The sequence below is a fragment of the Polynucleobacter duraquae genome, assembly GCF_000973625.1.
Classification (GTDB): Bacteria; Pseudomonadota; Gammaproteobacteria; order Burkholderiales; family Burkholderiaceae; genus Polynucleobacter; species Polynucleobacter duraquae.
The window spans coordinates 342,439-361,889 of the sequence record NZ_CP007501.1 but is presented as its reverse complement, the minus strand read 5'-3'; the positions used below and the strand labels follow the sequence as shown (position 1 = coordinate 361,889).

The following is a 19,451-nucleotide window of genomic DNA, read 5'->3' as shown; positions in this document are numbered from 1 at the left end:
CCCAGCATTCTCAAAAATTGGGAAGGTATATTAGGCGCTCGGGTTGTCTTTCCGTTTGGTAATAACGGGCAATGGGCTGCCGGCCCTCAGATCGGCACAGTATATGTACCAAACAAAGGCAGCGACTCACGACTCTCAGACTTTTCACCTTTACTCAGGTATATGTATGGATTTGATACCAAGGGTAATTCGTTTGCTAGCAATCCCAATCAACCACCCCTCGTACGTAATCTCAATATTTTTCCAACACTTGGATTTAATATCTCTCCCAATACTCAAATTCGATTGTGGGATGAGAATGGAATCATCTTGAATACCGGTGGAGGGGGTGGCTGGTTTGTCCCGCTCGATGCCATGGTGACTCATCGCCTTAATAAAAGTTTTTTATTCGCGGTGGGTGCCAGCAAACAGGTCGTGCAAAGCTATCCTGTTTACGACTGGTCTTTTTATGGAAAGCTATCGTTTAATTTCTGAGTAGCACTTAACCCAGATTGACCAAATGATCTTTATGAACAGCAGCTGCTTTCGATTTCACTAAAGCCTCTACCAACCAAACTTGAAAATCTTCACTGCTCATATTGAGCTGCTTGCGAATACTTTCCAATACAGGCGTACCTGCAATCCACTGATTGACCTCTGCTAACTTCTGACTACGCCATTCCAACAGTTTGTACTTCAGCAGGACCTTAGCACCATGACGTGCATTGCGGTCAGCATCACTTGAGAGGTAATCGAGGCGCGATTTTGCAGTCTCAATTGACTGCCTGACATCCGTAAAAGGCTTGCCATGCCCAGGAATAACTAAGGCAACAGGGAGACTCTCAATCAACTCTAAGGTCTGCGCTACCTCCTCAAAACCACCCTCACCCCAGAGCTCAGGAAAGATGACTCCAAAGCCTTCCTCCCATAGCGCATCAGCCGAGATCAAGATTTGATGCTGCTCTTGGTATAACATGATCGAATGGTTGTCATGGCCAGGGGCTGCCAGAATTTGCCAGCGATAAGGTCCTAAGATAATTTCTTCGCCAGGCACAAGCAGGGCATGATGCGTGAAGCGTGGACATTCTTGCCCCAATTGCTGAAAGCTCAGCAAATCCTCATTCCAGTCTCGTATGGCGATTGCTTCTGCTTCTGGTATCCATATCTCACAATCGAATGTCTCTGATAAGACTGTGTTACCACCACAGTGATCTGAGTGCAGATGAGTATTCACTACTTTATTTAGCGTTTCCAAGTGATGTTGCTTAAGCGCATGAGTGACTAGATCAACAGTTAACTGCTGGTGTGCACAGTAACCGCTATCAACTAGCGATACATCTTCCTCACTAAAAAGTAATACATTATTTGCCGATAACCACCCGCGCTCGAAAATTTCAATTCCGGGTGGGAGCAAGTAATTGCCAATCCGCTTTTCAAGTACCTTCATTTTTCTGCGAAGTGATTTCTAGCTTTTGAATATCAAATTGTTGTTGCTTTAGGCGCTGCAATAAATCAGCATAGACTTTTGGGTCGACCTGAGGGGTTCTTGATAGCACCCAAAGATATTCTCTTCTAGGGTCGCTCACAGCAGCTAATTGATATTGTGGATCTAAATCAATGACCCAGTAGTCACCCCACACTAAGGGTAAAAAAGAGAGCCACTCGGGTGCGAAACGCACCTCTAATTTGGGTGAATCCTTACTACCAATTTGGCGAGCCAAACCCTCTGCCTCTGAAGTCTCACCAGTAGCAGTTTTACAGCTATTGAGGACCCGAAGATTGCCATCGGGCTTAGCGCTATAAACCGCTTTGGTGTTGGAGATACATTTTTTCTGAAACCAGTTTGGGAATTTTGCAATCTCATACCATGTACCTAGGTAGCGAGGAACATCTAAAGTAGCTATGGTCTTGACACCCTGATCACCCTGCTGCGCCAAGACTTGGGACGATCCAAGACAAATCAATAGGATGCCCAATATAGAGATCAATGAGGCGCGGGAATGTGGAAATAAGGTCATGAGCGAAATATTCTTAAATGGTAGATCGCTTGCCCAAGAGCTTACGAATATAAGGAATCCTACAACATAACAGCAATAGCAAAACCACTGCATAGATTGTGACGGTATCTAAATCATTCTTGCCCGCCTTATGCCACCAATAGTGGAGAATTGCAGTACAGGCAATGAGATAGATGAGTCGATGTAAGTGCGCCCAGCGACGACCCAATTTTCTTTGGGCCGAATGGGTAGAGGTCAGCGCTAGTGGAAATAGCAAAACCAGGCTAATAAAGCCCATCGTAATAAAGGGCCGCTTCACTACATCTTTCAACATCTCTATTAGATCAAAATCCTGATCTAGCCAAAGCCAAATGGCAAAATGAAGCGATGCGTAAAAGAAACTAAATAGACCTAACATTCTGCGATGCCGGATCCACGTCGTTGAATTCGTTAACAAACGCAATGGCGTCATCGCCAGCGTTAGGCATAAGAAAACTAGCGCCCATGTTCCTGTTGAGCGCGTAATGAACTCAATCGGATTCGCGCCCAAACCATCAGTAAATCCCAACCAAATCAAACGATCTAATGGCAATAAGGCTAATAGGAAGATCAGTAGCTTCATCCAGCTTTACTTATCGTGCTGCATTAATAGAATTTCTTCAAATCCATCCCAGCATACATACTCGCCACTTGATCGCCATAACCATTGAACATTTGGGTTTTGATTTTGGGAGCAAAGCCACCTTTAGAGTCGCCAATACGACGCTCGGTCGCCTGACTCCAGCGAGGGTGATCTACCAAAGGATTTACATTGGAATAAAACCCATACTCGCGTGCGTCAAACTGGCTCCAGCTAGTCTTGGGCATTTCTTCTGTTAAACGAATTTTCACAATCGACTTGGCGCTCTTAAATCCATATTTCCAGGGCACCACGATTCGGACTGGGGCGCCATTCTGCTTTGGTAACGTTTCGCCGTAAAGACCAAAAGTGAGCAGTGTCAGGGGATTCATAGCCTCATCCAAACGTAGACCTTCTCGATAAGGCCAATCGATAATCTGGCTCTTCAGTCCCGGCATTTGCTTGCGATCAGCTAAGGTAATAAATTCAACATACTTTGCGGAGCCTAAAGGCTGCACCTGATTCAGTAATTTCGATAGAGAGTAACCATCCCAAGGAATGACCATCGACCATCCCTCAACGCAGCGCATACGATAAATACGCTCCTCCATCGGAGCGAGCTTTAGCAAGGCATCTATATCTAAAGTCATTGGTTTTTTAACCAAACCTTCAATCGATACAGTCCATGGCCGAGTTTGCAAACTATGGGCATTAGCAGCGGGATCTGATTTATCCGTTCCAAACTCATAGAAGTTGTTATAGCCAGTGACATATTGATAACTAGTTGATTCCTCTTTCAGAACAAAGTTTGGGTTTGGCGTAGCAATTAACTTTTGCGCATTACTAGCAAGAGCCTCACGTGAGAACCAAGGTGCGAGCGCTAGACCAAAAGCTCCGGCCGCAGCATGCTTGATTAGGTCACGGCGCCTCTCAAAGACTGCTTTAGGAGTAATTTCCTGGGAAAGCCGCTTTTGCTCATTTGTGGACATATCAAAGTCTCCTCAATGGATTTAATCTAATAGTGACAGTAGACCTTATTCTCCTACGCCTATCAATTTATTGCTGAGCTACTGCATCCAGCTAAAGGGCGCACAAGAAAAAAGGGTAAACCAAACGGTTTACCCTTTTTGTGAAGCAAGCTTATTTTAAGCAGCTGATGCCATTTTTAAGATGCCATTCAAGGTAGTGCTTGGACACATCACAGCCACGAACTTGTCGTGATCAGGCATATAGTAACCACCAATATCCGCTGGTTTTCCTTGTACCGCTTTGAACTCGGCAACAATCTTTTGCTCGTTTTCAGTCAAGGCTTTTGCAAGCGGAGCAAAGTGGGCTTGCAATTCTTTGTCTTCGGTTTGAGCAGCTAAAGCTTGAGCCCAGTACATCGCCAAATAGAATTGGCTGCCGCGATTATCTAACTCACCAGTACGTGGTGATGGAGACTTATTGTTATCCAATAATGTGCCAGTTGCCTCATCTAAAGTGCGAGCCAGAATTTTCACTTTTGAATTATTAGTTTTATCACCAATATCTTCCAAAGAAACTGCCAAGGCCAAAAACTCACCTAAGGAATCCCAGCGCAAATGGTTTTCTTCGACCAGCTGTTGAACATGCTTAGGAGCAGAACCGCCTGCACCAGTTTCAAAGAGACCGCCACCAGCCATTAAAGGCACGATAGATAACATCTTGGCACTAGTACCGAGTTCCATAATTGGGAATAAGTCGGTAAGGTAATCACGCAAAATATTACCGGTCACAGAAATCGTATCCTTACCGCGAATGATGCGCTCTAAGGTGTAGCGCATTGCACGAGTCTGAGACATGATCTGGATATCTACACCGGTTAAGTCGTGCTCTTTCAAATAGGCTTGTACCTTCTTGATCAACTCAGCTTCATGTGGACGGTACTCATCTAACCAAAATACGGCAGGAGTATGTGACAGGCGTGCACGATTGACTGCTAACTTCACCCAGTCACGAATCGGCGCATCTTTTACCTGACACATACGCCAGATATCACCCTCTTCGACATTCTGCTCCAACAAGACTGTGCCATCATCCGCAACAATGCGAGCTACACCAGTCTCAGTAATTTCAAAGGTCTTGTCATGTGAACCATATTCTTCTGCCTGCTGAGCCATCAAGCCCACATTAGGTACTGTACCCATTGTTTTGGGATCAAAGTTACCGTGCGTCTTGCAGAAATTAATAATCTCTTGATAGATGCGAGCGAAAGTACTCTCAGGAATGACCGCTTTAGTGTCATGCAAGCGACCGTCAGCACCCCACATCTTGCCGCCCACACGAATCATCGCTGGCATCGATGCATCTACGATCACATCACTTGGTGAATGGAGATTGGTAATGCCTTTAGCAGAGTCAACCATCGCCAATGCTGGACGGTGTTCATGGCATGCATGCAAGTCTTGGATGATTTCTTCGCGCTTGGATTCTGGCAAAGTCTTGATTTTTTCATACAAACTACTCATACCGTTGTTTGGGTTTACACCCAATTCTTCAAACAACTTGCCATGCTTTTTAAATGCATCTTTGTAGAAAATCTTTACAGCATGACCAAATACGATAGGGTGTGACACCTTCATCATGGTGGCCTTAACGTGCAAGGACAACATCATGCCAGTCTTGTAGGCATCTTCAATTTCTTTTTCATAGAACTCGCAGAGTGCTTTTTTACTCATGTACATGCTGTCAATAATTTCACCAGCGAGCAACGAGACTTTTGGCTTGAGAACAATCGTCTTACCACTCTTCGTTACCAGATCCATCTTCACATCACATGCTTTAGTCATCGTCATTGACTTCTCACCCGCATAGAAGTCGCCACCATGCATATGTGATACGTGTGTTCGGGAGGCTTGGCTCCACTCACCCATCGAGTGCGGATTCTTACGGGCATAGCGTTTAACGGCATTTGGTGCGCGGCGATCAGAATTACCTTCGCGCAATACAGGGTTTACTGCACTACCTAAACATTTGGAGTAACGCGTACGAATTGCTTTTTCAGCATCATTTTTAGGATCATCTGGAAAATCAGGAAGTTTGTAACCCTTGGCTTGCAATTCTTTAATAGCGGCAAGCAACTGTGGAACTGACGCACTGATATTAGGCAACTTAATGATGTTGGTATCAGGCAATAAAGTCATGCGGCCCAGCTCACCCAAATTATCGGGAACTTTTTGCTCAGCCGTTAAGCAATCAGAGAACTCTGACAAAATACGTGCCGCAACAGAAATATCGCTTTCTATAACCTGAACTCCTGCTGGAGCCGTAAAAGTACGAATGATTGGCAAGAATGCACAGGTCGCCAATAAAGGCGCTTCATCTGTCAGCGTGTAAATGATCTTTGATGTCTCTGAAGCCATTGATGTTTCCTCGATATGGGTAAATATTAGGGGTCGGCCTTATACCGAACCACTCTCGCATTCCGTACGCAACACTTCAGGCGCTTTTGGCTGTCTTGGGTGTCATTTCACGCACTGGACCGAGAAATCTATTTTAAATCATCGACCCCAGCAATTTCAGGGGATTTAGCCTGCAAATGAGTCCAAGTGCATCAATTTAAGGGAATCCACCGAGGTGAGCCCATATCGACTTACATCGTAAACTGGACTGCATGATGAATAAGCACCCCCTGCTCAATAAAAACCTTGTACTGTTGATTCTCTGCCAGGGCTTGTTTTTAACCAACAATGTGACCTTTATCGCTATTAATGGCCTAGTTGGACTCAGTCTGAGTCCGGTTGCCTGGATGACTACCTTACCTGTCATGGGCTATGTTGTGGGGGGCGCCTTCTCAACCTCCATCGTCGCTAAAACCCAAAATTGCTTTGGCCGCAAGATTTCTTTTCAGCTTGGTCTCCTGGTAGCAGTATTTTCAGCCCTTCTGTGCGCCTACGCTGCCGTTTCCAAAAACTTCTGGCTTCTGGTGCTCGGCACCTTTATTGCCGGCTATTACAGTGCTAATGGGCAACTCTATCGATTTGCGGCTGCTGAGTTAACTGCGGTCAGTCAGAGAGATAAAGCAGTCTCTTGGGTGCTGGCTGGCGGAATCCTAGGGGCCGTCATTGGACCCAACCTCGCATCTTGGACCAAGGATTTCTTTGACACTGCTTTTTTAGGGGCTTACCTCTCCCTCTCGATAGCTGGCTTGATTGGCATCTTCGTGATGCAATTCATTCACTTTCCGGATGAGTTCAAGACTCAGCACTCACTTTCTGCCGGCAGAAGTCTCAAAACTATTTTGCAGCAACCGGTCTTTATGGTTGCCGTGATTGGCGCCTCTCTGGGGTATGGCGTCATGAATCTCCTCATGGCGGCTACCCCACTTGCCATGCAAATTTGTGGACTCCCGTTTTCGGACACGGCTATAGTTTTAGAGTGGCATGTGATTGGTATGTTCGCGCCTGGGTTTTTTACCGGTTCACTCATTCAGCGCTTTGGCACACTCAAAATCATGGGTGTTGGAGTTGCCCTCAATCTCCTGTGTATTGCAATCGCACTCACTGGTGTCAACTTCCACCAATTTTTAATTGCCTTATTTTTATTGGGCGTTGGCTGGAACTTTTTATTTACCGGATCCACATCATTAGCGATGACTGCATACCGACCTGAGGAGCGAGACAAAGCTCAGGCAGCCATTAACTTCTTTGTCTTTGGCACGATGGCTTTTACTTCCTTTGGCTCTGGAGCGCTGATTACCTCGCAGGGCTGGAATATCCTCAATCTAGGATCGCTGCTTCCCGTTGCCGTCACTGCCGGTGCTTTGCTTTGGCTTAGCGCTAATCGTAAGAAGGCTAGCGCCTCCCCTACCGTTTAAGAAGCTTTTGCTAAAGGTAGATTGAAGAGTAGATTTTGCGGTTTGAGTTTGAGTTGCTTCTCATCATTCATCGCAATACCCATGTACACCGGCTTTCCAGCCTGAGATTGGGTCACTGCAGCCTCATCAATAAAGTCCAAACGGAATAAGCAAATTACCTTCTCAAGCTCGTCGGTGTCAACCGGCTCTTTGTTGTAAAGTTTATTTAGGATATCCGTCGCAGCAGCATCTAGTCCAACATGCCAAGACCATTTTGGATCGGAGATTTGCTGCATCGGCGTAATGCGCACCTGGGCACCTAAAAAATGTTGCACCCATTTCTCGAGGACGCGGCAAAAATGATTAATAGGCGGCTGACCAAAGTTCAACTGCACTGCAAAGTCATAATCTTCACTCTTTTCCCAATAGAGCTCGGCATTTTCTTCATGCAAGACATCTAAGTCGATAGAGCGCATAGACATCGACTTGCTCTTGAGCAGATCCATGATGTTGCCAGTCTCCCCTGCCTGCGCATTTCGAGTCACGACCTCATCATCCGCGCCCATCACCACGCCGTCTTCCAACACAGTGATCTTTTGAGTCCGAAAGAAGAGCTCACCCATACGCGCATCCAAGGGATGGCAATCCTCACCCAAAATATGTCGAATAAATATTTGCGCTAGTTGAGATATAAATAGAGGTGGCACATCTACGCCATCACCCTTAAACAAGCTCATATAAAAGTTTTCTAAAGAGCTAGCAGCCAACAGCTTGGCCCGATACCTCAGCCACACTTGGTAGTTCACCTGAATATCAGGATCTGCCATGCCAGCAATTTCTTCATCGGCGATAGCTGCCCGAGGGTTCTCGCTTAAGCGCTGATGTAAGGCGCGTTCAACAGCGCATGACTCAGGAACAAGGTTTAACTCAGGGCGTAATAAGTAGGTGCGCAGAAAATCATCGGTTACCAGCAATTGCTTGTCAGACCCCACTGTCAGGGTTTTGTATGCAGAATGAGGCCAGAAATTTGTCATGTTAGTTTGCTCGAACAAAAAGATTACGCTCAGAATATACTAGCCCCTCAATTTCAGCCAAAGAGGAAGATAAACATGAGCGAACTCCAAAAAGTAGATACCGTTGTGGGCGATGGTAAAGAAGCGATTGCCGGCAATCATGTAGATGTGCATTACACCGGCTGGTTGTTTGATGAACAGGCGCCTGACCATAAAGGTCAGAAGTTTGATAGCTCCTTAGACCGTGGCCAATTATTTAGTTTTCCCTTAGGCGCTGGCCATGTCATTAAAGGCTGGGATGAAGGCGTACAAGGTATGAAAATTGGTGGTAAGCGCACCTTAATCATTCCATCTGAGATGGGTTACGGCCCACGTGGTGCGGGTGGTGTTATTCCCCCAAATGCAACACTGGTATTTGATGTGGAGCTTCATGGCGTAAATTAATCTCGCCTTGTACTCGAAAGTAATAAGGCCACTCGGTTCAATAAACTGAGTGGCCTTTATCTTTCCCCTGGGAAAAACTACAGATCTTATGAGCGCAAATCTTTGCCGTTCAAAGTGAATTTATTCGGTGTTGCTGGCTGACACAAACTAATTAAACGATTTCTTTCGGCCAGTACCTTATCGGCATAGCCACCATCATTCTCTGCATTTGCAGCACCAACATAGTATTTCAAGCCATTACGCAATGAACCGCTAGTAGCAATCAAATACTTGAGGATGTAAGCGCCCACCCGAATATTGACTTCCGGCTTTACCGCATCAGTAGCGCCGCCATACAGGGCGTACTTATCTTTATGAATCGTAGTCATCACCTGCATCAAGCCTTCAGCACCAGCGTGACTTTTAATAACAGGGTTGAAGTTCGACTCAACAGAAATCACGGCGAGCAATAAAACGGGATCGATTTTGACTTCTTTTGCAATCAACACAGTATTCGAAACATATTCCTCAATCTTGGCACGATCTAATTTGTACTTCTTCTCGAAGAAATCGGCTACTGCGCGTTGATTCTGTATAGACACCATCAACTTTGAATCCAGTGCCTCAGGATCAATTTTTGAAGTGGGAATGCGATCAGCCAAATGGGATATCGGCTTTACCTGAGTGTGCGCCACTGAGGGCATCAACAGAGCAACTGTTTGTTGCTTGGCGCTAAATAAACCACTGCCAGGCATGGCCGATGAATTTCCGTAAAGCACATTAGCAATCTCAGCATCTGCAGATACCTTGGGAGCTGCATCTTGATACTGATACAGGATGCCAAAACCATTTGGCCACACTATATGACGGGCTTCGTCTGGAACCAGGATTCGAGCTAAATCGAATGCACCCGCTTGAGTTCCGTTACCCGAGAGCCAGAGTCCGACAATCATAAAAACAGTCGAAATCAATAGACCATTCATGACCCGATAGACAGGAGTTAGTGCGTGAGCCAACAAATCCTTAGCGTGAGCCGTTGCTGGCTGCGCTAATTGCATGTCACTCGCTTTGGTAGAAAAACATTTAATCATTCGTAGTCTTGCAGCACTCCAAAAATCAAACATCTGATTTATGTTGCAATGCAATAAGTTAAAAACATGAGTCACTCTAAAAAGGTTCTTATATCAAGTCAAGAATAAGGAATATGATTTCCATAACTTATAGGTCTTGAAATGCAGGTGATCTCTATTAACACCTCTAGATTTGATATTTATCCATTTAAATTCAATGGCTTAAAGAAGTTAGTAGGGGCTTATTTCATATAATAAAAAAGTGCTTAAATTACGACTTTTTTACTATTTTTACTCTTCAAAAGAGATGTCTGACCCGTACATCTAGTATTTTGAAGGTCTAAATATTCTACCGGTAGTGTTTTTCCGCTCACAAGCTCAAGTTGTGCCTTAGCCTATTTTCATGATTTGCGATCGCATAAAACATCAGCCAAAAGTCTTTCAAGCACACATCAACACCAGTTTTATAGCTAGCTTGATCACAAAACTTTGAACCCCTTGGGATGACACTCATTACACTGACATGCAATGAATTTACTGGCCAAACTCTTCTTATTTAGTTCGCTTTGGCTTCCACTGAGTGCGTTGGCACTCTTCGATCAATGCCAAGATCTATTCCCAGCCCAACAAATACCCAGCACTGCCCAAGTAGGTCGGGACCTCTGTTTTGATGATTTTGCGGTCTATTACTCGCCTTCAGATAAAAAGCCCATTTATACCGTTGAGAAGTTAAATGGCGAGAAACTTCAGGCGCCACACCCACGCCGTACCAATCAGTTCTACGAAGAAGCCAGGCTCCCAGCGCATGAACGCGCCTTACTGGCAGACTATCGCGGTAGCGGATATGACCGGGGTCACAACGTACCAGCTGGCGATATGACAAGTGAACGGGGCATGGCGCAGTCATTCTCCCTCGCAAATATGATGCCGCAAGCAAGGCAAAACAATCAGGGTATTTGGGCCAAACGAGTGGAAGAGCCGACTAGGATGTATATCAAGCGCGCACCGGGCAATGTTTATGTCTTTACCGGGTCAGTGGGTAATGCCGGCAGTATTGGCAAAGGCAAGGTCACCATTCCGAGTCATCTCTATAAGTTGGTCTATGATCCCGCCAAAAAGCTAGCTTGGGCATACTGGGTTGAGAACACAGATGATGCGCAAATGACTGCCCCAATTTCTTATGCTGAATTGATTCAGAGGACTGGCATCGACTTTCACCTAGCGCTAGAGGGCAGCGAGAGCAAGTCTAGTAAACCAGCTGAAAAAAGTAGTTCGGAATCTAAACCCACGGTGGGTGGGTGGTATCCCGTCTTTTTTGATCAGTATTCGGCTGAGAAGCTTGTAACATTGATCTCTCATATCAAAGCGGGGAAGGTTGCCAGCGTCCAGATTCAATACGACCGCAATCTCGAGTTAGCTCAAAAGCTAGTGCAAGAAATTCAGGTGCAAAGCTCATTGCAGGCCACCCTCTCCCAAAGTAGTCCGCCAGACTCAGCCAATGTGATCTATGAACGTAATCGCGTCATAGCAATAGTGCGCTCTAAATAAATCTTTATTGCTCTCGATTGCGAGGAGCAATTCCATGAGCCCGTTGGATGGGGCCTAATAATCCACGCAAGCCATTGTGATCTAGGGTGTGCATTAACTCCAGCAACTGCCCAAGCTCTCCCTTAGGAAATCCCTCGCGCGCAAACCACGCCAAATAATTACTAGGCAGATCTGCAAGTGCTCGGCCAGCATGTTTGCCGAAGGGCATCTTCATTGTGACCAGCTTCACCAGGGCTTCAGAATCCATAGACCCAAATACTACAAGATCGGGAGTACTTCTAGACAAAAACTCAACAACAAAGCTCTCAGGGTCATTTTCTCAATTGAGAATTATTCTCATTTACTGTATATTGAGAATCATTCTCATTTACTTTTATTGACCAGACCAGCAGACCATGAAAATGACTATCAAAAGACTTGTTGCCTTTAGCATCCTATTAGCCACAGCCCTACACTTCTCGTTCGCCAATGCGGGTGAAGGTGCATTTGGTTGGATTTACACCCTCGATCTCCAGCCCAAAGGAAAGCTCGAGTTTGAGCAGCGCTTGCAACTGAATAAACAACAAGCTGCCGGCACCTACGATGCGTGGACAGCTAGAACTGAGTTGGAGTATGGCCTTACCAATGATTTACAAATTGCTGGCTATATCAATTCCTACTACACCAGCGCAAGCCAGAATTACACCAATCCAGAAGCCTGTGGTGATAGCTCAAGTTGCACCGGTGGTTATGGCGTGCCATCTAGTCATGACCCTGCTACTCCTTATAGGAAAAGCGGTATTGAAGGCGGCTCCTTAGAAGCCATTTATCGACTAACCAATCCAGTGACATCACCAGTGGGTGTGGGCCTGTATTTAGAGCCGACCTGGGGCAGAAACAAAGATGAAATTGAAGCGCGCTTACTCTTGCAATCGAATTTCATTGATGATCGATTGGTCTTGGCAGGCAACTTAGTTGTAGCCAATGAACGTTTGAAGTTTATCGAGAATGGCAACGTACCAGAATCAATGCTCGACCTCCTTGTGGGCGCTAGCTATCGATTTGCACCTAAATGGTCCGCCGGTGTTGAGGCACGTTTTCACAATGACTATTCAGAGTTAAATTTACACAATCAAGTCCAACGTGCAACTTTTGTTGGGCCCAATATGCACTATGCCGCAAAAGACTGGTGGGTCACTGGCGCTTGGCGTTATCAACTCAAAGGTGGCACTTGCATGGGTGGCGGCGAAGCTGAGTGCTCCAATGCTCGCGTCTGGGATAGCCATTCAGTAAACGAATTTATCGTCAAAGTTGGATTTCCTTTGAACTAAAGAAATAAATATGAACTGGAAACCCAACCCTCTATTCATGCTTGGTCTAGCTATAGCAACTGCACCAATCATTGCCCAGGCCAAGATTTATGTATCCGTTGAACAAGCCCAGCAGATACTGATACCGAATAAATCACTTATTAAAAATCCCATCATCATCACCGATGAGCTGCAAGACAAAATGCGCTCAGCCTCGAGTATTCGTCACCCCTTTCAAGGAGATCGAATTTGGAGGGCGGCTGATGGGAGTTGGTTCATCGTAGATGAGGTTGTCGGTAAACATGAAATGATTACTTACGCAGTTGCACTCAATCCATCGGGTGCAGTCACTGGAATTGAGATTCTGGAATATGTTGAATCTTATGGCTACGAAGTTGCAGAAGCCAACTGGCGAAAACAGTTCCTTGGAAAGACGGCTGCAGACCCCATCAAGCTTAATCAAGATATTCAGAATATTGGTGGCGCTACCCTCTCTTGCAAACATCTGACTGATGGCGTCAAACGGGTTGCAGTTTTATATGACATCGCTTTAAAAAATCAGGCCTTAAGTCTAAAAGCAAAATGATTCGCTGCAAACCGCTCTTAGGTACCTTCGTAGAAATCAGGATTGAAGATCCATCACCCACATTGAAAGCACTAGATGAGGCTTTTTTAGCCATAGAAGAAGTGCAATCTCTGATGGGTTTCCACAATCCTAATAGCCAGCTTTCCCAGATCAACGCCAGATCCTATGTAGAGCCTATTCGGATTCACCCCTGGACGGCTGAAGTGTTGCGAGTAGCAAAGGAGGTTTTCCTCCAATCCCAAGGAGTATTTAATTGTGGAGTTGGTCATTGTCTGATGGAAGCAGATCTACTCCCTAGGCATTTCAACCTCAATGACTACTCATTTGGGGGTATTGAGGATCTCCAATTTATTGAATCTACCTTGGTTCGATCGTCGCTACCGCTTTGCCTTGATCTTGGCGGTATTGCCAAAGGATATGCAGTTGATAAAGCGGTTGAAATATTAATCGCTAACGGTATCCAAACTGGATCAGTCAACGCGGGTGGGGATATCCGCGTATTTGGGGATCGTTCCCAAGATATTCAAATCCGTAACCCATCAAAACCGCATGAACTCATCCAGATCGGCAGTATGACAAAAGGTGCGATTGCTACGAGCAGTCTCTACTTTGCAAATCGCAATATCAGTGCAAAAAGTTTTATGGTGCACCCCATCAGTCAAGAGCATGTTGAGTTTTCAGAGTCTTACTCAGTAATCGTCAGTAGATGTGTCTACGCAGATGCCTTAACCAAGGTAGTGAGTATTTCTGGAAATTCTCACCATCCTTGCTTGAGTTATTTTTCTGCTCAAGCAATCCGCATCCCCAATACCCAATCCCCGTGAAAAATACAAATCGCCTTGGAAAAATGCCCACATGGCAGAAATACTTTGTTCAAATTGCTATGTTGAGTTGCTCCCTCACTGGAACAGCGTATTTACTTGGCCATGAATTCCATATTCAAAGGGCTATTTTCGGAGCTCACTCAGTATTGGCATGGCACGGCATTGCCGCCATATTAGCTACGATAGCTCTAGGCTCAGCCTTACCCTTTCATCTAAAAGCAGGTCTCAAATCCAAGAGGAAGCTATGGAGTGGCTTGAGTCAATTGGCTTTTTTAACCATCTTATTAGTATCGGGCGCCTTGTTGTACTACGGCCCCGCAGAAATTCGGGATGGGGTCATTGCGACACACTGGATGATTGGTATTGCCTTCTTGGCCATCTTTTTACTACACGGTGTTTATTCTAAAAAGGCATATTGAATCATAGCCTTTCAAAATAATTGATTACTTCTTACAGTAATGCTTATAAAGCAAACTCATTACTGCGACTGCAACCTCACTAGATAGGGTGTAATAAATTTGCTTACCCTCTCTTCGTGTTTTAACTAGCTTTTCCTTGCGCAAAACGGTAAGTTGCTGCGAAAGAGTTGGTTGATGTAAATCTAATGCAGCCTCTAACTCACCAACACATTTTTCTGCTTGTCCGATTTCACATAGGAGCATCATGCGATCTCGGTTAGATAAGACCTTCATCAGCTTACAAGCATCATCTGCAGCTGACTGCATCTTCTTTAACTCTGCCTTAGAGATAGGCATATTTATTGTCATTCTCTGTTCAGAGTGCATTTAATGGAATTTTTAAATATGAAACTCCATTGCTTTCAGCCTCAGGAAAATGTCCAGCTCGTATATTGACCTGAATGGAAGGCAAAATTAATGTTGGCATCTCTAATGTGTTATCTCGTGTAGTACGCATTTGAACAAATTGCGCTTCAGTCACACCATCATGCACATGGATATTATTTGCTTTCTCATCAGCAACGGTGCTCACTCCAGTCGCAGGCCGATTATTGGGTGGATAGTCATGACACATATACAACTTGGTTTGACCGGGATAAGACAAAATCTTTTGAATAGATCGATAGAGCGTCTTTGCATCACCACCCGGAAAATCACAACGGGCTGTGCCAACATCTGGCCTAAATAAGGTGTCACCCACAAAAATAGCGTCACCGATTTCATAAGCCATACAAGCTGGTGTATGGCCTGGTACGAAGAGTGCTTTTAAGGAGAGGTTGCCGAATGCAAGTGACTCACCCTCTTTTAACAAGTAGTCAAATTGAGCTCCATCTGCCTTAAAGGAATCATCAAGGTTGAAGACGCCTTTAAATACTTCCTGCACATGGGTAATATGATCCCCAATCACCAACTTACCACCTAGGTGACTTTGCAAGTAAGGGGCAGCCGTTAAATGATCTGCATGAGCATGGGTCTCTAAGATCCAATCCACTTGGAGTTGGTGCGCCTTTACAAATGCAATCACCTCGTCAGCAGACTTGGTACTAGTTCTCCCTGATTTAGGGTCATAGTTCAGCACAGAGTCAATGATGGCGCAAGGAGCTCCCTCACGCTCATAAACCACATAGGTATAGGTCCATGTTTCTGGGTCAAAAAAGTCTTTAATCAAGGGGGTGGGCTTTGTAGTCAACTGATTCTTTCGGGTGCGTAAATAGTATATATATTTATATACTATATTAATATAAAATAAATTGCAATGGACTATTCCTCTCTCATCAGCCCAGCACTAGGAATACTAGTAGGCGTCCTCATGGGCCTAACTGGTGCGGGGGGCGGAATTTTATCTGTACCACTGTTAGTTTTCTTCCTAGGCTTGTCAATTGCAGAGGCAGCGCCGATTGCGCTATGTGCCGTTGCCCTAGCTTCCACCATTGGCGCTATCCTGGGCCTCAAAAATAAGATCTTGCGCTATAAAGCGGCAGGCTTTATGGCGATCTTTGGTTTAGCGCTATCTCCACTGGGACTTTGGCTTGCGCCTCAGATTCCGAATGCACCCCTACAGATACTCTTTAGTTTCATCTTGTTATATGTAGCTATCCGATTATTGAGTCAGGCGCGCAATCAAATTAATGGCATCCCTGACGAAAAGAGAAAGCCTCCACCTTGCCTCATCAACCCTGCCATTGGGAAACTCCAATGGACACTGCCTTGCGCTCGCGCCCTCATGCTCGCCGGTAGTATTGCAGGCTTTCTATCTGGCCTACTTGGTGTTGGGGGTGGCTTCATCATCGTACCTGCACTAACTCGCTATACCGACCTACCTATCAAATCAATTGTTGCTACCTCGCTGGGAGTGCTCGCCATCATCACTGGTGGCGGAGCAATATTCTCGGCAGCTAGTGGTAGCTTAAATATCTTAGTTGCCGCGCCTTTTGCGCTTGCGGCTTTGGGCGGGCTATTAATTGGACAGCTACTGGGTAAAAAATTAAGTGGTTCATACACTCAACTGATTTTCTCAATCTTCACTTTAGCGATTGCAATGAGTTTATTGATTAAAGGCGTACTCAGTTTGAATCTGTGATGCCATCTTGCTAATTCAAAACAAGAAAGTTAAAGAGCTGATTTAATCTCCAATAGAAAAAGCCCTCTTTCGAGGGCTTTTGAATAACACGGTGCTACTAAATATTAGTGGCTACTAGCCCCTAGCGATAAAGGTCGTTTTAAAAAAACTGACGACTTTGTTCTCGTAATGTGGGCCAGAAAAGATTGACGACCAAACCGGCAATGACCAAGCTTGCAGCCTCGACTTTCCAGGCCGGTAAAGCCTCCCCCAAAAAGAAGGCAGATGCGCCCATGCCAAAGATAGGCACAAGCAAGGGTGCGGGAGCCACCACAGCCGCTGGATGCTTCGAGAGGAGCCAACCCCAGGCTGCATACCCAAAAAGGGTGTTAGCCCAAGACTGCCAGAGCACCCCAATCCAAGCTCCCATGGGAGCCACCAGGGTGACTTCCCATAAATGACTGGCGCCACCCTCAAAAATGAGTGAAACAAGCAGTAAAGGAGGTATTGAGAATGCGCTTGCCCAAACAACATAAGACAGCATGTTGATGGCACCTGCCATACGGCTCACCGTATTGGCAACTCCCCAGGATAGGCCGGCAAAAACCACCAAGGCTAAACCTAAGAAAGTTGTCGTGGCATCTGTGTGTAGCGCAATAATTCCTAGGCCAATCATGGCAATGGCAACTGCAACCGCTTGATAAGGCTTAAGCCCCTCTTTTGCAAAGAGCATTGCAAAGCCAATCGTAAAGAACACTTGTGTCTGAACTACCAATGAAGCCAGGCCTGGAGAAATCTGGCTATTCACTGCGTAATACATCACCCCAAACTGACCTACTCCGGTGGCTAATCCATAAATACACAAATTAATCCAAGATACTTTGGGTCTGCGCAGGAAAAATACAAAGGGTAACAAAACAAAGATATAGCGCAATGCGGCAAAGTAAAACGGCGGGAAAGACGCCAAACTGTTTTTAATCACCACAAAGTTAGTGCCCCACACCGCCACAATTCCTAAAGCCAGCAGTAAATGACTGACAGGCAATTGATTCTCTGGCTGATGATCGCGCAAGGCTTGCGAACTATTCACCAGTAAGTAATTCTGCGGCGCGTTGCGTAATCATCATCGTAGGTGCCGCAGTATTGCCAGAAGTAATCGTTGGCATCGCAGATGCATCCACCACTCTCAGATGATGAATACCCCGAACTCGTAATTGAGTATCCAGCACTGCCATCGGATCATCGTCGCGCCCCATCTTGCAGGTGCCTACTGGATGGAAAATCGTCGTACCAATATCACCAGCAGCTTTGATGAGCTCCTCGTCAGTTTGATACTGCTTGCCTGGCTTATACTCATCAGGCGTGTACGGTTTGAGCGCAGGACTTTCCACAATCTTGCGCGTAAGACGTAATGAGTCGGCAGCAACTTTGCGATCTTCATCAGTCGATAAATAATTTGGCGCAATTACTGGAGGTGCTTCTGGATCAATCGAGCTGATATGAACACTGCCGCGAGATGTTGGTCGCAAGTTACAAACGCTCGCAGTAATCGCATTAAAGGAATGTAAATCTTCACCGAACTTTTCTAGTGATAGCGGTTGAACGTGATACTCCAAATTAGCAGAAGGCTGATCTGGTGAGCTGTATGCAAAAGCCCCTAACTGTGAAGGAGCCATCGACATCGGGCCAGAGCGCTTAAACACATACTCCATACCAATTAGCAGTTTGCCAAGCAAAGAATTCGCTTTGGTATTGAGAGTCTTAATGCCATTGACCTTATAGATCATGCGTAATTGCAAATGGTCTTGTAAGTTTTCTCCCACGCCTGGTAAGTCAGCAATGACAGGGGTGCCCAATTTATTCAGATGCGCAGCTGATCCAACACCCGAGCGCTCTAGAACCTGCACACTGCCAATGGCACCTGCACTTAGAATCACTTCGCCTTGATTAGCAGCGCCCGAAGCAGTGCAATGCACATCGATGGTTTTACCATCTTGAATATATTGAACGCCGTAGCAATTTTTAGAGCTTGGATCAATCAATAATTTATTGACAATCGCTTCAGTAACTACAGTGAGGTTGGATCGCTTGGCAGCGTCACGCAAAAATGCTTTGGATGTATTCAGGCGCCAACCTTTACGCTGACTCACATCAAAGTAACCCACACCAAAGTTATCGCCTTGGTTAAAGTCATCTGATGCTGGGATACCCGCTTGCACTGCAGCCTCTCTAAAAACATCCATGATGGGCCAACGCAAACGCTGCTTAGAGACTGTCCATTCTCCGCCTTTGCCATGCCACTGATTAGCAGTACCGTGGTAATCCTCAAATGATTTGTATCGACGCAATGCATTTTGCCAAGACCAAGAGTCATCACCAGTTGAACTAACCCAAGATGCGTAGTCACCCTCTTGGCCGCGCATATAGATCATGCCGTTAATTGAAGAGCAGCCGCCCAAAATCCGACCACGTGGATATAGCAGTGAGCGTCCGTTAAGGCCTTTTTCAGTAGCAGTCTTAAAACGCCAATCTGCTCTTGGGTTATCGATGCAATACAAATAACCAACTGGCACATGGATCCAGATGTAGTTATCGTTCTTGCCGGCCTCAATCAAAAGAACCCGTTTAGCTGGATTCTCAGTCAAACGCTTGGCAAGCATGCAGCCCGCGCTGCCCGCGCCGATGATGATGAAGTCGTAGGTGTTTTGATGACTTGTTGTACTCATGTCTCTACTTTTATCGATACCTATTTTTAAACTCTATTATTTAC

Annotated in this window: 21 protein-coding genes; 9 read left to right on the top strand and 12 right to left on the bottom strand. The window is 45.6% G+C overall.

Annotated features, from left to right (window positions below; all coding sequences use genetic code 11):
• The first annotated feature begins 162 nt into the window (after window positions 1-162).
• Entirely contained in the window at window positions 163-474 is a 312-nt protein-coding gene (locus CL55_RS10720; RefSeq protein ID WP_205621284.1) for a hypothetical protein, read from the top strand.
• Window positions 475-481: 7 nt separating this feature from the next.
• On the opposite strand, the gene CL55_RS01955 is transcribed toward CL55_RS10720, so the two are convergent.
• From CL55_RS01955 to CL55_RS01935, 5 genes are all read right to left on the bottom strand, one after another.
• Window positions 482-1,426 (bottom strand): MBL fold metallo-hydrolase, encoded by a 945-nt coding sequence (locus CL55_RS01955; RefSeq protein ID WP_046329633.1) that lies wholly within the window; start codon window positions 1,424-1,426, stop codon window positions 482-484.
• Window positions 1,413-1,997, bottom strand: coding sequence for a lipocalin family protein (locus tag CL55_RS01950; protein WP_046329632.1), 585 nt, complete (start codon window positions 1,995-1,997; stop codon window positions 1,413-1,415). The genes CL55_RS01955 and CL55_RS01950 overlap by 14 nt, the downstream gene beginning before the upstream one ends.
• A 13-nt stretch (window positions 1,998-2,010) precedes the next feature.
• Window positions 2,011-2,598, bottom strand: coding sequence for a protein-methionine-sulfoxide reductase heme-binding subunit MsrQ (locus tag CL55_RS01945; protein ID WP_046329631.1), 588 nt, complete (start codon window positions 2,596-2,598; stop codon window positions 2,011-2,013).
• 23 nt (window positions 2,599-2,621) lie between these two features.
• Window positions 2,622-3,584, bottom strand: coding sequence for a protein-methionine-sulfoxide reductase catalytic subunit MsrP (gene msrP / locus CL55_RS01940; RefSeq protein ID WP_046329630.1), 963 nt, complete (start codon window positions 3,582-3,584; stop codon window positions 2,622-2,624).
• A gap of 156 nt (window positions 3,585-3,740) precedes the next feature.
• Window positions 3,741-5,978, bottom strand: a complete 2,238-nt coding sequence (locus CL55_RS01935; RefSeq protein WP_046329629.1) for an NADP-dependent isocitrate dehydrogenase — start codon at window positions 5,976-5,978, stop codon at window positions 3,741-3,743.
• Window positions 5,979-6,229: 251 nt separating this feature from the next.
• Between CL55_RS01935 and CL55_RS01930 the strand changes: the two genes are divergently transcribed.
• The gene (locus tag CL55_RS01930) at window positions 6,230-7,432 is read left to right on the top strand and encodes an MFS transporter (protein WP_046329628.1); all 1,203 of its coding nucleotides are present in this window, start codon (window positions 6,230-6,232) and stop codon (window positions 7,430-7,432) included.
• Here the strand turns inward: CL55_RS01930 and CL55_RS01925 are convergent.
• Window positions 7,429-8,445: a DUF6352 family protein gene (locus CL55_RS01925; protein WP_046329627.1), complete on the bottom strand. Its 1,017-nt coding sequence runs from the start codon at window positions 8,443-8,445 to the stop codon at window positions 7,429-7,431. The genes CL55_RS01930 and CL55_RS01925 overlap by 4 nt on opposite strands.
• A 75-nt stretch (window positions 8,446-8,520) precedes the next feature.
• Here CL55_RS01925 and CL55_RS01920 point away from each other — a divergent pair, with 75 nt between their 5' ends.
• Window positions 8,521-8,868, top strand: coding sequence for an FKBP-type peptidyl-prolyl cis-trans isomerase (locus CL55_RS01920; RefSeq protein ID WP_046329626.1), 348 nt, complete (start codon window positions 8,521-8,523; stop codon window positions 8,866-8,868).
• Between the two features lie 86 nt (window positions 8,869-8,954).
• Here the strand turns inward: CL55_RS01920 and CL55_RS01915 are convergent, their stop codons facing one another.
• Entirely contained in the window at window positions 8,955-9,971 is a 1,017-nt protein-coding gene (locus CL55_RS01915; RefSeq protein WP_237150524.1) for a transglycosylase SLT domain-containing protein, read from the bottom strand.
• Between the two features lie 474 nt (window positions 9,972-10,445).
• Between CL55_RS01915 and CL55_RS01910 the strand changes: the two genes are divergently transcribed.
• Window positions 10,446-11,465, top strand: coding sequence for a DNA/RNA non-specific endonuclease (locus CL55_RS01910; RefSeq protein ID WP_046329624.1), 1,020 nt, complete (start codon window positions 10,446-10,448; stop codon window positions 11,463-11,465).
• 4 nt (window positions 11,466-11,469) lie between these two features.
• On the opposite strand, the gene CL55_RS01905 is transcribed toward CL55_RS01910, so the two are convergent.
• Window positions 11,470-11,712 carry a DUF3820 family protein gene (locus CL55_RS01905; RefSeq protein WP_046329623.1) on the bottom strand — a complete coding sequence of 81 codons (243 nt, stop codon included), beginning with the start codon at window positions 11,710-11,712 and terminating at the stop codon, window positions 11,470-11,472.
• A 148-nt stretch (window positions 11,713-11,860) separates the two neighbouring features.
• Here CL55_RS01905 and CL55_RS01900 point away from each other — a divergent pair, with 148 nt between their 5' ends.
• From CL55_RS01900 to CL55_RS01885, 4 genes are read left to right on the top strand one after another with little or no spacing between them, the layout of a single operon-like run.
• Entirely contained in the window at window positions 11,861-12,775 is a 915-nt protein-coding gene (locus CL55_RS01900; protein ID WP_052728705.1) for a DUF6662 family protein, read from the top strand.
• 10 nt (window positions 12,776-12,785) lie between these two features.
• On the top strand, window positions 12,786-13,340 hold the full coding sequence (locus tag CL55_RS01895; RefSeq protein ID WP_052728704.1) for an FMN-binding protein: 555 nt from the start codon (window positions 12,786-12,788) through the stop codon (window positions 13,338-13,340).
• Window positions 13,337-14,164: an FAD:protein FMN transferase gene (locus tag CL55_RS01890; protein WP_046329622.1), complete on the top strand. Its 828-nt coding sequence runs from the start codon at window positions 13,337-13,339 to the stop codon at window positions 14,162-14,164. Before CL55_RS01895 ends, CL55_RS01890 begins: the two co-directional genes overlap by 4 nt.
• Complete coding sequence (locus CL55_RS01885; RefSeq protein WP_046329621.1) at window positions 14,161-14,583, top strand: hypothetical protein; 423 nt, start codon at window positions 14,161-14,163, stop codon at window positions 14,581-14,583. The genes CL55_RS01890 and CL55_RS01885 overlap by 4 nt, the downstream gene beginning before the upstream one ends.
• A gap of 24 nt (window positions 14,584-14,607) precedes the next feature.
• Here CL55_RS01885 and CL55_RS01880 read toward each other — a convergent pair whose 3' ends face one another.
• Together CL55_RS01880 and CL55_RS01875 are read right to left on the bottom strand one after the other, a co-directional pair.
• On the bottom strand, window positions 14,608-14,919 hold the full coding sequence (locus CL55_RS01880; protein ID WP_046331074.1) for an ArsR/SmtB family transcription factor: 312 nt from the start codon (window positions 14,917-14,919) through the stop codon (window positions 14,608-14,610).
• A 19-nt stretch (window positions 14,920-14,938) separates the two neighbouring features.
• Window positions 14,939-15,811 carry an MBL fold metallo-hydrolase gene (locus CL55_RS01875; protein ID WP_046329620.1) on the bottom strand — a complete coding sequence of 291 codons (873 nt, stop codon included), beginning with the start codon at window positions 15,809-15,811 and terminating at the stop codon, window positions 14,939-14,941.
• Between the two features lie 66 nt (window positions 15,812-15,877).
• On the opposite strand from CL55_RS01875, the gene CL55_RS01870 reads away from it, so the two are divergent.
• Complete coding sequence (locus CL55_RS01870) at window positions 15,878-16,702, top strand: sulfite exporter TauE/SafE family protein (protein WP_046329619.1); 825 nt, start codon at window positions 15,878-15,880, stop codon at window positions 16,700-16,702.
• 139 nt (window positions 16,703-16,841) lie between these two features.
• On the opposite strand, the gene CL55_RS01865 is transcribed toward CL55_RS01870, so the two are convergent.
• Both CL55_RS01865 and CL55_RS01860 read right to left on the bottom strand, forming a co-directional pair.
• Window positions 16,842-17,726 carry an EamA family transporter gene (locus CL55_RS01865; protein ID WP_205621323.1) on the bottom strand — a complete coding sequence of 295 codons (885 nt, stop codon included), beginning with the start codon at window positions 17,724-17,726 and terminating at the stop codon, window positions 16,842-16,844.
• Between the two features lie 37 nt (window positions 17,727-17,763).
• Window positions 17,764-19,407, bottom strand: a complete 1,644-nt coding sequence (locus CL55_RS01860; protein ID WP_046329618.1) for a GMC family oxidoreductase — start codon at window positions 19,405-19,407, stop codon at window positions 17,764-17,766.
• Window positions 19,408-19,451: the final 44 nt, after the last annotated feature.

What these genes read in the sequence shown, in the direction of transcription:
- CL55_RS10720 (WP_205621284.1), top strand. Translation starts at nt 163, where the DNA reads ATGTATGGATTTGATACCAAGGGTAATTCGTTTGCTAGCAATCCCAAT.
- CL55_RS01955 (WP_046329633.1), bottom strand. Translation starts at nt 1,426, where the DNA reads ATGAAGGTACTTGAAAAGCGGATTGGCAATTACTTGCTCCCACCCGGA.
- CL55_RS01950 (WP_046329632.1), bottom strand. Translation starts at nt 1,997, where the DNA reads ATGACCTTATTTCCACATTCCCGCGCCTCATTGATCTCTATATTGGGC.
- CL55_RS01945 (WP_046329631.1), bottom strand. Translation starts at nt 2,598, where the DNA reads ATGAAGCTACTGATCTTCCTATTAGCCTTATTGCCATTAGATCGTTTG.
- msrP (WP_046329630.1), bottom strand. Translation starts at nt 3,584, where the DNA reads ATGTCCACAAATGAGCAAAAGCGGCTTTCCCAGGAAATTACTCCTAAA.
- CL55_RS01935 (WP_046329629.1), bottom strand. Translation starts at nt 5,978, where the DNA reads ATGGCTTCAGAGACATCAAAGATCATTTACACGCTGACAGATGAAGCG.
- CL55_RS01930 (WP_046329628.1), top strand. Translation starts at nt 6,230, where the DNA reads ATGATGAATAAGCACCCCCTGCTCAATAAAAACCTTGTACTGTTGATT.
- CL55_RS01925 (WP_046329627.1), bottom strand. Translation starts at nt 8,445, where the DNA reads ATGACAAATTTCTGGCCTCATTCTGCATACAAAACCCTGACAGTGGGG.
- CL55_RS01920 (WP_046329626.1), top strand. Translation starts at nt 8,521, where the DNA reads ATGAGCGAACTCCAAAAAGTAGATACCGTTGTGGGCGATGGTAAAGAA.
- CL55_RS01915 (WP_237150524.1), bottom strand. Translation starts at nt 9,971, where the DNA reads ATGTTTGATTTTTGGAGTGCTGCAAGACTACGAATGATTAAATGTTTT.
- CL55_RS01910 (WP_046329624.1), top strand. Translation starts at nt 10,446, where the DNA reads ATGAATTTACTGGCCAAACTCTTCTTATTTAGTTCGCTTTGGCTTCCA.
- CL55_RS01905 (WP_046329623.1), bottom strand. Translation starts at nt 11,712, where the DNA reads ATGGATTCTGAAGCCCTGGTGAAGCTGGTCACAATGAAGATGCCCTTC.
- CL55_RS01900 (WP_052728705.1), top strand. Translation starts at nt 11,861, where the DNA reads ATGAAAATGACTATCAAAAGACTTGTTGCCTTTAGCATCCTATTAGCC.
- CL55_RS01895 (WP_052728704.1), top strand. Translation starts at nt 12,786, where the DNA reads ATGAACTGGAAACCCAACCCTCTATTCATGCTTGGTCTAGCTATAGCA.
- CL55_RS01890 (WP_046329622.1), top strand. Translation starts at nt 13,337, where the DNA reads ATGATTCGCTGCAAACCGCTCTTAGGTACCTTCGTAGAAATCAGGATT.
- CL55_RS01880 (WP_046331074.1), bottom strand. Translation starts at nt 14,919, where the DNA reads ATGCCTATCTCTAAGGCAGAGTTAAAGAAGATGCAGTCAGCTGCAGAT.
- CL55_RS01870 (WP_046329619.1), top strand. Translation starts at nt 15,878, where the DNA reads ATGGACTATTCCTCTCTCATCAGCCCAGCACTAGGAATACTAGTAGGC.
- CL55_RS01860 (WP_046329618.1), bottom strand. Translation starts at nt 19,407, where the DNA reads ATGAGTACAACAAGTCATCAAAACACCTACGACTTCATCATCATCGGC.